The sequence below is a fragment of the Flavobacterium cheongpyeongense genome (assembly GCF_003202435.1).
GTDB lineage: Bacteria > Bacteroidota > Bacteroidia > Flavobacteriales > Flavobacteriaceae > Flavobacterium > Flavobacterium cheongpyeongense.
This window is the reverse complement of the sequence record NZ_QJHK01000007.1, coordinates 77,841-94,018: the sequence shown is the minus strand read 5'-3', so window position 1 is coordinate 94,018 and position 16,178 is coordinate 77,841. Positions and strand designations below refer to the sequence as shown.

Genomic DNA, 16,178 nt, shown 5'->3' with positions numbered 1-16,178 from the left:
AAACATGAAAAATATCATTCTCTCTACAGCAGCAGCTGCATTACTACTAGTGTCTTGTAATCAAAAAAATAAAGAAGCAGTAAGCAATACTCCAGAGCCTAAAGAAACAGCATCACAATCATACGCATGTTCTATGCATCCTGAAGTAACAGGAAAAAAAGGTGAAAAATGTTCTAAATGCGGAATGGAACTAACAGAACCGGTAAAACCAGCAGCAGCAACTCAAACCGATAAAGATTCTTTAACAGCTAAAGCAGGCACTAAAACGGCTAAATCAGGATTTTCAATTGATGCTATTGTGGTGGATTATTTGGCTTTAAAGAATGCGTTGACAAAAGATGATGCTAATCTGGCATCCAAGGCAGGTAAAAAATTATATGCAGCTTTCAATACAATCGATCCGGGATCCATGGATGTAAAATTGAAAAAAGAATATCTGGACATTGCTGATGACGCTAAAGAGCATGCTGAACATATTGGCGCCAATGCAGGTAAAATTGCACACCAAAGGGAGCATTTTGTAATGTTAAGCAATGACATTAACGATTTGCTAAAAACATTCAAAACTAGTCAAACGTTATATCAGGATTATTGTCCGATGGCTGACGAAGGAAAGGGTGCTATCTGGATCAGTGAAATCAAAGAGATCAAAAATCCATATTATGGTTCTGATATGCTTACTTGCGGTTCTGTAAAAAAAACACTGTAGATGAAAAGTACAGCCAAAAAATCAGTTCTTATCGGATTACTCGTTTTTTTGCTGATACAGTTATATCAGCCTGCCCGCAACGAAAGTTATGAGCAGGCTAAAACTGTAAATTTTACCAAGGTTTATCATGTTCCAAAACCTATAGAAACTATCCTTAGAACTTCGTGTTATGACTGTCACAGCAATAATACGAATTACCCTATTTATTCGTACCTTCAACCTGCTCGTTATTTTATGGAAGGCCATATCAAAGAAGGCAAAGAAAATTTGAATTTCGACCAGTGGGGAGATTATGGAAATCGCAAGCAAAAAAATAAGCTAGACAGAATTGTAAAACAAATTAAGTCTGATGAGATGCCATTGGCTTCTTATACATTCATTCATCGAAATGCAATCCTATCGGATAATAAAAAGCAGCAAGTTATTAAATGGATCGAGAAAACAACGGATAGTCTCGCGGCCGATTATTGAAAAGAAAAAAAAATAATTCATATAATACTATTTTACTAAAGAAATAAATATGATACATACTTACAGCATTACCGGTATGACTTGCGATGGCTGTCGCTCTAAAGTCGAAAAAGCATTAAATGCCATTGACGGTGTTCAGGCTATTGTAACATTACAGCCTCCAGTGGCAACGATTACTATGGAAAAGCACATTCCAGAAGTGCGGCTGCAGGAAGCATTGACAGCAGTTGGGAAATACACCATAGAAATGAATAACGGTAAGATAACAGAGCAAGCGGCAACTAGTGAAGCCTCTGCAAAGTCATGCTGCTCCATGCATTCGGGGGATCATAAAAATGAGACCGGGATACCAAAAAATGCACAGGGAAAGTTTTATTGTCCAATGCATTGTGAAGGCGATAAGGTATATGACAACGCAGGGGATTGCCCTGTGTGTGGAATGGATCTGGTGAAGGCACCTGAACTAACACTCAGCAAAACTTTATATACCTGCCCGATGCATCCAGAAGTAATCAGTGAAACTCCAGGTTCATGTCCTATTTGCGGGATGGATTTGGTGGCTATGGAACCAAGCGAAAGCGAAGATCAAAAGACATATAAGGATTTGGTAAAGAAAATGAAAATAGCAGTACTGTTTACGGTACCCATTTTCGTTATTGCCATGATAGAAATGGCACACAACAATCCTTTACTCGGGTTAATGGATGCCGCTAAATGGAATTGGGTACAGCTTATTTTATCTCTTCCGGTTGTTTTTTATGCCTGTTGGATATTTTTTGTACGAGCATGGAAATCAATCATTACCTGGAATCTCAATATGTTTACCCTTATCGGAATTGGCACGGGAGTAGCATTTTTATTTAGTTTAGTCGGTATGTTTTTTCCTGACATTTTCCCAAGTGAATTCAAAACAGACCACGGCACAGTCCTTCTTTATTTTGAGGCTACTACCGTTATCCTTACTTTAGTTTTGTTGGGACAATTATTGGAGGCCCGGGCGCACAGCCAAACTAGCAGCGCCATAAAAGAACTGCTGAAACTAGCGCCAACTGAGGCCACATTGGTAATAGACGGAGGAGACAAAGTAATCTCAATCCATGACATCAAAGAAGGCGATTTACTTCGGGTAAAACCTGGAGATAAAATTCCCGTTGACGGAAAAATAACCGACGGAGAAAGCAGTATCGATGAAGCCATGATTACAGGTGAGCCAATTCCTGTTGACAAAAAGAAAGACGATAATGTAATTGCCGGGACAATTAATGGCAACAAGTCATTTGTGATGATTGCAGAAAAAGTAGGTTCTGAGACATTGCTTTCCCAAATAGTACAAATGGTCAGCGACGCTTCACGCTCTAGAGCACCTATTCAAAAATTAGCTGACAGCATAGCCAAATACTTTGTGCCAATTGTTGTGATTATATCGATAATTACGTTTTTAGTCTGGGCAAAATTTGGACCCGAACCGGCATTGGTCTATGGTTTTATAAATGCCATTGCGGTATTGATTATCGCGTGTCCTTGTGCTTTAGGATTGGCAACACCTATGTCAGTAATGGTCGGGGTTGGAAAAGGTGCGCAATCAGGGGTTTTGATAAAAAATGCCGAAGCTCTGGAGCACATGAATAAGGTAAACGTTTTAATTACCGATAAAACAGGAACGATTACGGAAGGGAAACCATCAGTAGAAAAAATTTATGCAGCCAATAACAACGAAGTTGATTTGCTACAGGCCATAGCTTCGCTGAATCAATACAGCGAGCATCCCTTAGCGCAAGCTGTAGTGAATTATGCCAAAGGAAAATCAATTTCTTTAATCGGGGTAAACGATTTTGAAGCCGTTACAGGAAAAGGAGTTACCGGAACAGTCACCGGTAAAAAAGTGGCATTAGGCAACAAAAAACTGATGGAGCATGTACAGGCAAAGATTTCAGATGATTTAGAAAATGAAATTAGTGCTGAACAAAAACTAGGAAAAACAGTTTCATACATAGCCGTTGATGGAATTGGGACAGGATTTGTGACAATTACAGATGCTATCAAAACGTCCAGCAAAGATGCAATAAAAGAATTAATGAGACAGGGTGTGGAAGTCATCATGATTACGGGTGACAATATCAATACGGCCAAAGCAGTTGCCGATGAATTAGGCCTGTCATCGTACAAGGCTGGTTTTTTACCGGAAGATAAATTAAATGAAATTAAACGCTTGCAGGCCGAAGGAAAAATTGTAGCGATGGCTGGTGATGGTATAAATGATGCTCCGGCATTGGCACAGGCCAATATTGGAATTGCAATGGGAACCGGAACCGACGTCGCTATAGAGAGTGCTAAAATAACTTTGGTCAAAGGTGATTTACAAGGTATTGTAAAAGCTAAAAACCTAAGTCATGCAGTTATGAGAAATATCAAACAAAATCTATTTTTTGCTTTTTTCTATAACGTGCTTGGCGTACCAATTGCAGCTGGAGTTTTATATCCGTTTTTTGGAATATTATTATCGCCTATGATCGCTGCTTTGGCAATGTCTTTCAGTTCCGTATCGGTAATTGTAAACGCTTTGAGATTGCGAAGTCTGAAGCTTTAGAAGCATGTTAATTAAATACAAACAGTTTATAGGTTGAAACTGATCTGGACTGATATAATGAGCATCTAATCAACTAAAATCAAATAAATATGGAAATGAAACATGCAGCACAGAAACATCAACATAAAACAGAAGAAAGTGTGATGTACAAGAAATTAGCACTGATGATAGTATTATCATTTGGTGCGATGTATGCGCTTATGTATGCAATGGTAGATGTTTTTGCCAATGTAATACCTAATGTCAACCAACTGTATATGGCCGGATTGATGACTATGCCTATGCTTATTATTGAAATTGTAATTATGGGTGGGATGTATAAGAACAAAAAATTAAATTATATCCTATTGGCTTCAGGCTTGATTTTATTGATTGCCTTTTTTACGGGTATCCGGCAGCAAACTGCTGTAGGAGATAAACAATTTTTGAAATCAATGATACCTCACCATGCTGCAGCAATATTAATGGCAGAAGAGGCATCAGTAACTGATCCTGAAATAAAAGAATTGATTCAGAACATTATTACCAGCCAGCAGGCGGAAATTGACCAAATAAAAGCTAAACTTAATGAATTAGATAAAGCGCAATAAAAATTAAGAAATCATTATAAAATATAAATAAATGAAAAAAAGAATACTGATAAGCTTTCTGCTTTTGCAGTCTGTATTACTGTCAGCACAAGACAAAGTACAAATTAAACTAACCTCAGCCAGCCCTGCAGCATCCTTTGAGCAGGAAATAGGCAGCGCGAAAATAAAAGTGGCATACAGCAGGCCATTGGTAAGAGGAAGGAAAATATTTGGTGAGCTGGTGCCTTTTGATAAACTTTGGCGCACTGGTGCAAGTGATTGTACGGTTATAACAACCTCCGAAGATATTTCATTTGCTAACAATGTATTGAAAGCAGGAAGCTATTCCCTATTTTCCATTCCTTCAATAAACGAGTGGACTTTAATTGTTAATACAGATACTACTTTACATGGGGAAACTGGATATGATGAAAAAAAAGATGTGATGCGTTTCAAGGTCCCTCTAGAAAAGAGTCCCAGCTTTTATGAAACATTTACAGTTGAATTAAATGACATCAATAGCAAAGGAGAAGCATTTCTAAAAATAATTTGGGAAAATACAATGGTCAAAATACCAATAAAGAGTAAGGAGGACGAGAGTATATTAGCATTGATAGACCAACATGTAATAAAAGGAAAAAGCAGGGATGCCACTTTGTTATTTCAGGCCGCTAACTATTATTACAGTACCAATAGAGATTATAAACAGGCAATAATATGGCTTTCAGAAGCAGAAAAAATTGATCCTGAAAATTTCTATTATCCAAATTTGAGACAGAAAATAGCTTCAGAATTAAAAGATTATACCACTGCGATCGAAGCCGCCAAAAAAGCACTTGCGCTGGCCGAAAAGGGAAAAAAGAAGAGTACAATCGAGATATTAAAGAAAAGAATAGCGGATTGGGAAATAATATTAAAAAATTAAAGTCATGAAAAGCAAATTATCAATTATAGTTTTTCTTTTTTTTATAAATATCATTGCCAAAGCTCAGGTTAATTCACCACAGACTTTTTATACCTGTGTGATGCATCCCGAGATCCACGCACCAAAACCCGGAAAATGTCCAAAATGCGGCATGGCATTAGTAAAAGAAAAGTCAAAGCCAAGTCAGTCCAAAGCAGCTACAAAACCTAAGGCCGGAGCTACTATTAAAAAGGAAACAATGGAAAAAGGCAAATCTTCCACTGCAGATAAACCCGATCCCGATAAGGGACATGATATGAAAAACATGGAAAAGGCAGCAGTGAATCCTCCTGTAAAAAAAAGGATGGTAAAAGACGAGCCGCCAAAAGTAGTCAGGTACGATTTATATGTTCGCGATACAGTAGTGAATTTTTCAGGAAAATCAAAAAGGGCAATAGCAGTGAATGGACAGATACCGATGCCTACATTAACATTTACTGAAGGTGATACCGCAGAGATTTATGTCCATAACCAGCTTGATGAGGAAACCTCTTTACACTGGCATGGTTTATTTTTACCCAATAAGGAAGATGGTGTACCTAATCTTACCCAAATGCCAATAAAACCACACAGTACCTATAAATATTCCTTTCCTATCAGACAGCATGGCACACACTGGTATCACAGCCATTCAGGATTGCAGGAACAAATCGGGATGTACGGATCTTTTGTGATGAACAAAAGAAACTCTGATCCAAATTTCAGGGAAGGCATAGATGATCTTCCGACAGTTCCCATTGTACTGAGCGAATGGACCGACATCGATCCGGAGAATGTCCATAGGCTGTTGCACAATGCCTCAGATTGGTTTGCAATAAAAAAGGGCACGACCCAAAGCTATGGTGAAGCCATAAAACAAGGTTATTTCAAAACCAAGGTCATCAACGAATGGAAACGTATGACCGCAATGGATGTAAGTGATGTCTATTATGAGAAGTTCTTAATCAATGGGAAAAATGAGAGCCAGCTTTCGCAGTTCAAAGCAGGTGATAAAGTAAGATTACGCGTGTCTAACGGAGGGGCTTCCAGTAATTTCTGGCTTACCTATGCCGGAGGTAAAATTACAGTAGTGGCCAGTGATGGCAATGACGTTGAGCCTGTTGAGGTAGACCGTCTGCTCATTGCAGTCTCTGAAACCTATGACGTGATACTGACCATTCCGGCAGAAAACACATCCTATGAATTTTTGGCCACACCGGAAGACCGGACAAAATCGACTTCCCTATATATTGGTAAGGGTGTCAAGCAGCTCATCTCGCCTTTGCCAAAACTGAAATACTTTGAAGGCATGCAGATGATGAACGATATGATGAAGATGAATGGAGACCTGGATGATATGGGAATGCAGATGTCGCTGAACCAGATGGATATGAATACCGTAATGTACCCAGAAATTACAGGTCCGCAAAAAGGGGTTGACAAAGATATGCCAATGGAGATGAACAATACGGAAACCAAAGAGGGTACTGCAGACAAATCGCACGAGATGCACAATATGGAAAACAAGTACGATTCCAACGCTCTTTCAGATATTGTCACATTAAATTATGCCATGCTAAAATCCCCTACCAATACGGCATTGTCAAAAGATGCTCCTGTAAGGGAACTTAAATTTGAGCTTACCGGAAATATGAATCGCTATGTCTGGAGTCTGGATAATAAAGTCGTTTCGGAATCAGACAAAATCCTGATCAAAAAGGGAGAAATTTTGCGCATTGTCCTGCATAACAATTCCATGATGCGCCACCCAATGCACTTGCACGGCCACGATTTTAGGGTAATTAACGGACATGGTGATTATGCCCCGTTAAAAAATATTATCGACATCATGCCCATGGAGACAGATACTATTGAATTCGCCGCAAGCGAGGACGGGGGCGACTGGTTCTTTCACTGCCATATTCTGTATCACATGATGAGTGGAATGGGAAGAGTTTTTAGTTATGAAAATTCACCTCCAAATCCGGAAATACCAGACCCCAAACTGGCTCAGCGCAAATTATTTGCTGATGACAGAAAATTTCATTTTATGACAGAAAATGATTTTGCCACCAACGGAAATGACGGTATGGCCATGTTAAGCAATACACGATGGAGCATAGGCACAGAATGGCGATTGGGATACAATGACATGCATGGCTATGAAACTGAAACCCATATCGGGAGATACATTGGCAAAATGCAATGGCTGATGCCCTTTATTGGTTTCGACTGGAGGTACAGGGAAATGGAAGATGGAGAAATGGAAAAAAACCTCTTTAATCAAGCAAACACTAAAAACAACCGCGCGGTTTTTAGTGCAGGTATCGAGTATACCCTGCCTATGCTTATAAAGGCACAGGCTGAGGTGTTTACCGATGGAAATTTCAGATTGCAATTTGAGAGAATGGATATTCCAGTTTCCAAACGGCTTCGAATGAACCTGATGTGGAATACCGATAAGGAATATATGGCAGGGCTGCGATATATTATCAAAAGAAATGTTAGTGCTACAACACACTATGACAGCGATATGGGATTTGGTATGGGAATAAATCTGAATTATTAAACATTCTGAATTAAGATGCAAAAAAATATAGGCTGCTATAGTTTTTTTGTGTTTCTATTTATAGATGTCCTTTTGATTTCATTATCAAAATAAGAACGCTCCATTTTTGGAGCGTTTTTTTATGAAATTATAAAACGATGAAATACAAGCGTAATATTTATGTGCAGTATTCAGGAGTCTGAATTTTACATTAAATTAAATTTTCGTTAAAGAATCAATGGATCTAAAAATGTAGAATTTCTTCAGGATTGATGCTCCAATTTATTGTTCCAATAACAAAAGATATTTGCGTGTGAATCTGTGATTTTCGCCCATGGTTTCCAATCCACTTCCTGAGGTGGCGGAGCGGCTTCAAAGTAGCGTTTTATTTCATCTGGAGTCATGGACAAAATTACGCAAAAATTACAGGCCGGTCAAGGCCTGGGGACTCTTAGTACCGCAGAATTTTCACTTGTTTTCTATGGATTTTGTCCAACTATAGTGGCAGTCATAGAATTATCCAGCATGTTTTTTTTTTGTTTTTTAGAAACTCTTTTTACTGCCGGTCCTGGACCTGCGGTTCCGTCTTTTGGAATTCAGGCAGGAAGATGCCTGTTTGTATTCATACAAGAATGTTTGCATCAACAGTCTCTCAATTGCCTCCCTTTTATTTTTTATCAAAGAACCTGTATGCTGTTGTCCGATTTCAGGAGCAAAGGTAACTCCGTGTTCTTAACGCACCAGCAAGGCCGTGCCTTTCAGGTTTGATAAAAAATCTCCACCCATCCGGGTTGTATTTTTTATCAAAGCCTTGCTTTTGCTAAACACTCACCTTTTTATGCTCATGAAACGAAACATAGCATACTCCGGCTCTTTAGACGAATAAAAAAAAATGTCAGAAATGAAAAGTAAAATATTGAAAACAGCAGTGATGAAACAAAACAGCGCCTCCTCTCATTGCCGAATAAAATTTCAAAAAAAATAAAATAAAAATTAATCTTTTAAAAACTAGAAATCATGAACATCACAGGACGAGTGACAAAAGATGCAGAGGTACGCACATTGTCAAACAGCAGACAGGTAGTGAATTTTTCAGTAGCAATCAATGACAGCTACCGCAGTAAAGATGGCAACAAAGTAGAGCAGACAACTTTTTTTGAATGCGCTTATTGGATAAGCCCCAAAGTAGCCAGTATCCTTACTAAAGGCACTGTTGTGGAACTAACAGGAAGGGTAAGCGCAAGGGCGTGGACAGGAAGTGACGGAGAACCACGAGCAGGACTAAACTTCAACACCTCCAATATAAAACTGCATGCAGGTGGCAAGAAATCAGAAACTACGCAGGGAGTCCAAACGGAAGACAAAAACAAAAAGGTCACAGTTAAAGAGCCTGAGGACGACCTGCCTTTTTAAAGGTTAGTAAATAAAAACAAATTAAAAATTTTTAAAATCATTTATCATGGCACATAATATCAATTACAACAGTACAACAGGAAATTATTCTTTTTTCAGCGTAAAGGAAAAAGCATGGCATGGGCTAGGGCAGATTGTGGAGCAGTACCCGACAGGCGCAGAAGCCATCAAACACGCAGGGCTTGATTACGAAGTAGCTAAAAGCCCGCTTTACACAAAAGCATCGGGCATTATCCAAACTCCTGACGGTATCGTCACAGCACAAACCGAACTGGCAGTGCCTGACTGCTTTGCCACTATCCGCACTGACAGCAATGCCGTACTGGGGGTAGTGGGGAAAGACTACCATATCGTGCAGAACCGTGAAGCGTTCAGCTTCTTTGATGCCATTGTAGGCGGGGGCGAGGGCATACTGTACGAAACAGCGGGCGCGCTCGGGCAGGGGGAACGCATCTTTATCACAGCCAAACTCCCTGATTATATCCGTGTGGGCAAAGGGGATGACGTTACCGAAAAGTACATTTTCCTGACCACCTCCCACGACGGGAGCGGAAGCATCACAGCGGCTTTTACCCCTATCCGCATCGTATGCCAAAACACCCTTAACGCTTCGCTCCGTTCGATGAGCAACGTGGTGCGCATCCGCCACACCTCAGGGGCGAAACAGCGCCTTGATGATGCCCACAAAGTCATGGGACTGGCGGACATCCTGACCAAGCAGTTGGAAGGCATTTTCAATGAGTGGGCAAAAGTAAAGGTGACCGATAGCGAGGTTAAAAAACTCATCCAGCTGGCACTTTGCCCAAATAAGGAAACGTTGGATTTAATCAAAAAAGGGGCAGAGCAGGAGGTTTCAACCGTGTTTAAAAATACAGTTGAGGATGCTTTTGCCTATGCCATGGCTAGCGAATCACAGCAGATGGAAACCACAAAAGGCACGCTTTTCGGGGCTTACAATGCCGTGACGGGCTATTATCAGAATGTGCGAAAATATAAAGACGAGCAGGCCAAACTGCAGTCGATTGTCATGGGAGGCACAGCCCAGGAAAAAGCCCAAAAGGCATTTGATTTATGTACGGCTTTTGAAAAAAGCGGAGCGGAAATCCTTAACCTTAACTAGACCCTTAAAGGCGGTCGCCTTACGGGGCGACTGCTTTAAAACACGACAGGGATATAAGCGCACTTATAGCCCTGCATATAGAAAGGATGCAACAAAAGACATTTTAAAATTTACAGCAATGAACACTAATTTTTTTAATCAGGTAGCGCAGTTGCAGGTCACGGGTGATTTGCACATAACGATAGCTAAGGGCGCAGAGAACAGGCTTATCGTACAGGTCATGCTTCAAAACGAGAATTGTACCGACAGCGCCAAGCACAGCATACCGCCCCTGAACCTTACAGGAACAGCGGAAGAACTTGACCATGGTTTTTTTGAAAACATAACCACCCCCATGCAGACCGCTTCGGGTCTGATGGTCGATATGGAAGGCTATATGAAACAGTTGGAAGCCACTAAAAAGCAGTCGGCAATGCAGAAGGAAAAAGCCGACAGCCAAAAAAAAGAAACCGAAGCCAAAGACAAAAAGTATACGGATGCCATGGCAAAAGCGGACGAACTGGAAAAAGACGGGAAATTCCGTGAGGCATGGATAAAAGTGCCTGAAATACATGAGTTCCCCTTTAAGGCGGAGGAGATACGCAGGCGAAAATCCGAACTGTCGGCAAAATTTGCGCCCGACCTTTTCGGCAGTACAGCGCAGAAGTCAGCACCCGAACCGCCCCGAGAGGCACTTTTTCCAAATTATCCCGATGAAGTCGAAGACCCCGAAACAGAAGACCGCGAAACGGGCAAACAGGACATCGAAGACTGGGAGGACGACCCCGAAGAAAGATATTAATTTAAAATACAACAGTTATGTTATTAGCGACACAATTACAGCGGGTCTTTATACTCAAAGACAAGGGGCAGGAAATCAGGCTTTCCGACCCCGAACCCAAATGGAGTACCGAGGCGGTACTGCATTTTTATGCACCGACCTATCCGATTTTGACTACCGCCAAAATCTCAGCCCCTGCCATCAGGGACGATGCGGTCGAATACCGATTTGAAACGGTAATGGGGACAAAAGGATAACCAAAATTTAAAAGCCATGAATCATGCAAAAGACAATTATTTCAGGGACAGTAAAACTGCCTGCGCAAAAAAGACAAAAACAGCTTCACGAACAGCTCAGCGGGTTTATGCACTCGATGCAAAGACCCAAAGACCTGGGAGAGGTGCAGAAGGACAAACGACTCTCAGTGCCTGCGCAGATGCTACCGATGGTTTTCTAAAGGTTTCTTTTCTGCCTAAACTCTATCAGGGCGAAAAGGCACGGGCTTGTCAGGAAACTGAAAAAATGCAGTCTGATTTTTATGCCTCCCTTGACCGTCTTGCGGGGCATTACGGTGTTTCGCCAATGCCGACCCGTCATTTGGAATATCCTTATAATATGGCACTTGCTGTATGGGATTTGGAGCAGAAGCTGAAAAACAGCTTTATTAATTTTCAGGAAATAAGGGTACTACAGGACGGCTTTAAAACGTATCTGGTCAGCGAGGAAAAATTCAATACAGGCACAACCCTGTATTATATCCCGACCCATCCGATTTATCAGATGCTCAGAGACCCTGAGCGCAAAAAAAATACGCAACTGCTTCTCTCGGTCTGCTCTTATCTGTACCATATTGCAGGCATTCCAAACTACAGGGAGCAGGGCAGTTACCTGTACTGGCTCTATGAAATGCACAGGGAATGGACGGAAGAGGAACAGGACAGGGAAGAAAACGAGAGGTACGTGCGGGAGTTTGACAAGGCAGAACTTATCGGGGACTGTATGGGACAAAAGTTTTTCAGTCCCATGAACCTGAACTTTTTTGAAAAACGGCTTAACGGTTTTAAAAGCCGTGATAACTTTGATAAACAGTGTTTGGATATAGGCAAAAAAGCTTTTGCTATATACACCGATTACCCCAATGAGAGCATTTTTCGAAATGCATCCGTACACGAAGAGGATGAGGATGAAGACACGGAAACCGAGAGCATTGGCATGGAAAAGTATATTTCCTTTATTTCCGATACCAAAGGATGGCTCTATGAAAGTATTCAAGAGAGCATCAACAATGAATTTAACGAGTGCGGTTCTATGGATGAGCCTACCATTATAAAATCCTTTGACGGGCAGGAACTGACCCAAAGCAGTCTTGATTTTGAAAGCCGGCTGTTTGCCCTTTTGGATGATCTCTGCGAATTATTGTATAACTACACACCACTACAAGATGAACACTTTAACTGATATCACCCAAGATTTGGGGACACTCTACCACCCGAAATCCGCCCTTGTTTTTTATGCATCACAAGGAGCGCAGAAAGATATTTACGTCGAGCATTTCGATATGGACAAAAACGGCACGCCCATCAATGCCCACCCGCTCACGGAGCGTGAAGCCGAAGCGCTTGCAAAAGCGCTTGTAACCGAAAAGCAAAAGCAGACCGCCTTTTTAAAATCGGGCGGGATTCTGCCGACAAACATCCTGCACATCAATCCGAGCAGGGACAAAGGCGCAGTGATATGGTACACCAAATCCCAAAAAAGAAGCCTTTATTTTATAGAATCGCTGGGCATACCGTGCGAAACAGCGTATGTCCCGCCCATGGTCTGGCAGGCTACCAAAAACAGCCTGCGGGTCTTTGCGCTTTCGGGCAATAAAAGACCCACCGAAAAAACACCGCTGTACTTCGCCCCGTTTTTCAATATCTATGAGGACGGCAGGGTCTGTATGGGGTCGGTCAATATCAGCATTACCGAATCTGCCTGCGTGGAAGACTTTACAAAAGCGTGGGAAGATTATTTTTTCAACAGTTATTTCAGCCATTTAATGGGCGAGATAAGTCCCGTAAAAGCAAACTGCGTGAGCCTTTGGAAAGACCTTGTCCTGTCAGGCAGACCCTTTCCGACAGCCCTTTTAAAAACCAATAACAAAACACTTAAAAACCTATTGTCATGAAAACAGGAAAGACCAAAGTCCATTTTACAGACCCGTATCTGATTAGCCCTACAAATCCCATTACGGTCAACCTCATAGGGGCGGGCGGGACAGGCTCAAAAGTGCTGACCGCCCTTATGGAAATGAACCACAGCCTCGTATCGCTCGGGCATTCAGGGCTGTGTGTCCGCCTTTGGGATGATGACATTATCACAAATGCCAACCTTGGCAGACAGCGTTTTGCGCAGAGTGAAGTTGGGCTTTACAAATCCGTGGCACTTGTCAACCGAGCCAACCGTTTTATGGGAACAAACTGGAAAGCGGAAACTATAAAATTCAAAAGGGACAATTTTGGAAAATTGCCCGCAAATGCAAAGGCAACGATTTATATCACCTGCACGGACAGCACAGGCTCCCGTTTTGAGATTGCCGATATTTTAAAATACAGCAATCAGAGGCATCACAGGGACGACCCGAAATACTGGATGGATTTTGGCAACAGCCAGTACACGGGGCAGGTTGTTTTGTCGACCGTCGGGGAGATTCCACAACCCAAGTCTGGGATTTTTGAAACGGTGGAGCGCCTGCCGTTTGTGACCGAGGAATTTGGGGAAGTACTAAAGCAGTCCCAACAGCAGGACGACACCCCAAGCTGTTCGCTTGCTGAGGCGCTGGAGAAACAGGACTTGTATATTAATTCCGCTTTGGCGCAGATGGGATGCTCCCTTTTATGGAATTTGTTCCGTGAGGGGATGACAGCAAACAGGGGATTTTTCCTGAACTTGAAAGATTTCCGAACACAGCCCATTGCGGTTGGATAAGCCCAGATCGGGCGGCAAAAAGACACTCCCTTCCTTCGGGCGGGACAGTCTTTTTGCATTTAAAACGGTGGAGCGGCTTTGCCAAAATGCAGTGCCCGCTATTTTACCAAACCCGCCGCGTTTTTTTTAAGGGATGTTCGGCATCCCTTTTTTCGTTTAGGCGGGCTTCTTTTCTTTCTGCATTAGCGGCCAAAGAAAAGATTCTGTGTTATAAAACAACTTTTTCCAGTTTTATTTTGCATTAGGTTGTGTAAAATATCTAGAAAATGTATTTTTGCATAACTCAATGAAAAGAACAGTACAAATATCATCTCAAGTTACTCCGCCTTGATCTTAGGCTAACTGTTATATTTCCCAATTTTAATTTATTGGCTTCTCTGTCGTATCCGAAGGTTTTGCTTTCGTGTACCTACTTTTCTATTTACATTTTACAACTTTAAACATAAATCTTTATGCAGAAAATTATCAATTTGTTTGATTTCAAACAGAAAATTAATTACAAAAATGAAATTCTTGCGGGTCTTGCAGTGGCTATGACGATGATACCTGAGTCTTTATCCTTTGCTATTCTGGCAGGGCTATCGCCTTTGACAGGGCTTTATGCAGCCTTTTTAATGGGTATTGTTACAGCAATCTTGGGAGGCAGACCCGGAATGGTTTCCGGAGGTGCTGGAGCAACGGTAGTCGTACTTATTGCATTGGCTGCATCGCATGGTGTGGAATATCTTTTTGCTGCGGTTATATTAGCAGGTCTACTGCAATTTTCAGTAGGAATTTTTAAGCTGGGTAAATTTGTCCGCTTGATCCCACAACCGGTAATGTATGGTTTCTTAAACGGTCTTGCAGTAATCATTTTTATGGCACAGGTAGCTCAATTTAAAGTTGTAGAAAACGGAATAGAAGGTTGGATGCAGGGTTCTGCCCTCTATTTAATGGCGGGATTGACGTTGTTAACCATAGCAATTGTATTTATATTACCAAAATTTACAAAGGCGGTTCCTGCATCGTTAGTAGCGATAATTGTTGTATTCGGTATCGTATATTTTTTCGGTATTGATACTAAAAAAGTAATTGATATAGCTTCAGTAGGTGGTTCACTGCCATCATTTCATATTCCGGGAATACCGTTTAATCTGGAAACCCTGAAAATTATTTTCCCCTACGCCTTAGTAATGGCAGGTGTTGGGTTGATTGAAAGTCTGTTAACGCTTAATATGGTTGATGAAATAACCAGCACAAAAGGACAATCTAACCGTGAGGCTGCCGCACAGGGCATAGCAAATATCACCAACGGTTTCTTCGGAGGAATGGGTGGATGTGCAATGGTTGCTCAGACTTTAGTGAATATCGGAGCCGGTGGAAGAGCCAGACTTTCTGCAATAATTGCCTCAATTGCAATCTTATTGATCATTCTGGTTGCAGGTCCTGTAATAGAACAAATTCCAATGGCGGCATTAGTCGGGGTGATGATGATGGTAGCTATAGGCACATTTGAGTGGGTTAGCTTTCGAATTATTAATAAAATGCCTCGACACGACATTTTTATTGGTATGCTGGTAGCAGTTATAACTGTACTATTACACAATTTAGCTTTAGCCGTTTTGATAGGTGTAGTTATTTCAGCTCTTGTATTTGCCTGGGAAAGTGCCAAACGAATACGTGCAAGAAAGTATGTAGATGAAGATGGTGTAAAGCATTACGAAATTTTTGGACCGCTGTTCTTTGGTTCTACTGCCGCATTTATTGAAAAATTTGACGTACTAAATGACCCGAATGAAGTTGTAATTGATTTTAAGGAAAGTAAAGTAGTTGATATGTCTGCTATTGAAGCTTTAAATAAAATTACGGAGAAGTATCACAAGGAAGGTAAAAAACTACATTTACGACATTTAAGCCAAGATTGCAGACAGTTACTGAAAAATGCTGAAACAGTTATAGATGTGAATATTATCGAAGATCCTACCTACAAAGTAATGACTAATAAGTAACATTGGTATATTTAAGTTTACATCGAAAGCTATCAGATTTTTTCTATGGTTTTCGATGTTTTTTTTATGCATTTCAGCCTTTTACTTTTAAACTAAGTTT

15 protein-coding genes are annotated in these 16,178 nt (G+C 41.1%); 14 read left to right on the top strand and 1 reads right to left on the bottom strand.

Translation table 11 applies throughout. The features are described from left to right. Nucleotides 1-4 precede the first annotated feature (4 nt). From DMB65_RS10045 to DMB65_RS10020, 6 genes are all read left to right on the top strand, one after another. Nucleotides 5-709: a DUF3347 domain-containing protein gene (locus tag DMB65_RS10045; RefSeq protein ID WP_110306517.1), complete on the top strand. Its 705-nt coding sequence runs from the start codon at nt 5-7 to the stop codon at nt 707-709. Then, a complete protein-coding gene (locus DMB65_RS10040; protein ID WP_110306516.1) occupies nt 710-1,180 on the top strand; it encodes a heme-binding domain-containing protein in 471 nt (156 codons plus the stop codon). 49 nt (nt 1,181-1,229) lie between these two features. Continuing rightward, complete coding sequence (locus tag DMB65_RS10035; RefSeq protein WP_110306515.1) at nt 1,230-3,767, top strand: heavy metal translocating P-type ATPase; 2,538 nt, start codon at nt 1,230-1,232, stop codon at nt 3,765-3,767. A gap of 89 nt (nt 3,768-3,856) precedes the next feature. After that, nucleotides 3,857-4,357, top strand: coding sequence for a DUF305 domain-containing protein (locus tag DMB65_RS10030; protein ID WP_110306514.1), 501 nt, complete (start codon nt 3,857-3,859; stop codon nt 4,355-4,357). Nucleotides 4,358-4,388: 31 nt separating this feature from the next. After that, on the top strand, nt 4,389-5,261 hold the full coding sequence (locus tag DMB65_RS10025) for a DUF2911 domain-containing protein (RefSeq protein WP_110306513.1): 873 nt from the start codon (nt 4,389-4,391) through the stop codon (nt 5,259-5,261). 4 nt (nt 5,262-5,265) lie between these two features. Then, entirely contained in the window at nt 5,266-7,848 is a 2,583-nt protein-coding gene (locus tag DMB65_RS10020; RefSeq protein WP_110306512.1) for a multicopper oxidase domain-containing protein, read from the top strand. A 242-nt stretch (nt 7,849-8,090) separates the two neighbouring features. Here DMB65_RS10020 and DMB65_RS22680 read toward each other — a convergent pair whose 3' ends face one another. Then, nucleotides 8,091-8,231 (bottom strand): DUF6965 family protein, encoded by a 141-nt coding sequence (locus DMB65_RS22680; RefSeq protein WP_394336104.1) that lies wholly within the window; start codon nt 8,229-8,231, stop codon nt 8,091-8,093. A 613-nt stretch (nt 8,232-8,844) separates the two neighbouring features. Here DMB65_RS22680 and DMB65_RS10010 point away from each other — a divergent pair. The 8 genes from DMB65_RS10010 to DMB65_RS09975 all read left to right on the top strand — a co-directional run bounded on the left by DMB65_RS10010 (nt 8,845) and on the right by DMB65_RS09975 (nt 16,078). After that, a complete protein-coding gene (locus DMB65_RS10010) occupies nt 8,845-9,240 on the top strand; it encodes a single-stranded DNA-binding protein (protein WP_110306510.1) in 396 nt (131 codons plus the stop codon). A 46-nt stretch (nt 9,241-9,286) separates the two neighbouring features. Further along, entirely contained in the window at nt 9,287-10,360 is a 1,074-nt protein-coding gene (locus tag DMB65_RS10005) for a DUF932 domain-containing protein (protein ID WP_110306509.1), read from the top strand. A gap of 118 nt (nt 10,361-10,478) precedes the next feature. Continuing rightward, nucleotides 10,479-11,141: a PRTRC system protein E gene (locus DMB65_RS10000; RefSeq protein ID WP_110306508.1), complete on the top strand. Its 663-nt coding sequence runs from the start codon at nt 10,479-10,481 to the stop codon at nt 11,139-11,141. Between the two features lie 17 nt (nt 11,142-11,158). After that, a complete protein-coding gene (locus DMB65_RS09995) occupies nt 11,159-11,377 on the top strand; it encodes a PRTRC system protein C (RefSeq protein WP_110306507.1) in 219 nt (72 codons plus the stop codon). Between the two features lie 16 nt (nt 11,378-11,393). Beyond that, on the top strand, nt 11,394-12,578 hold the full coding sequence (locus tag DMB65_RS09990) for a hypothetical protein (protein ID WP_110306506.1): 1,185 nt from the start codon (nt 11,394-11,396) through the stop codon (nt 12,576-12,578). Beyond that, nucleotides 12,562-13,290, top strand: coding sequence for a PRTRC system protein B (locus DMB65_RS09985; protein ID WP_110306505.1), 729 nt, complete (start codon nt 12,562-12,564; stop codon nt 13,288-13,290). The genes DMB65_RS09990 and DMB65_RS09985 overlap by 17 nt, the downstream gene beginning before the upstream one ends. Then, the gene (locus DMB65_RS09980; RefSeq protein WP_110306504.1) at nt 13,287-14,090 is read left to right on the top strand and encodes a PRTRC system ThiF family protein; all 804 of its coding nucleotides are present in this window, start codon (nt 13,287-13,289) and stop codon (nt 14,088-14,090) included. The genes DMB65_RS09985 and DMB65_RS09980 overlap by 4 nt, the downstream gene beginning before the upstream one ends. Before the next feature lie 452 nt (nt 14,091-14,542). After that, nucleotides 14,543-16,078, top strand: coding sequence for a SulP family inorganic anion transporter (locus tag DMB65_RS09975; RefSeq protein ID WP_110306503.1), 1,536 nt, complete (start codon nt 14,543-14,545; stop codon nt 16,076-16,078). Nucleotides 16,079-16,178 lie beyond the last annotated feature (100 nt).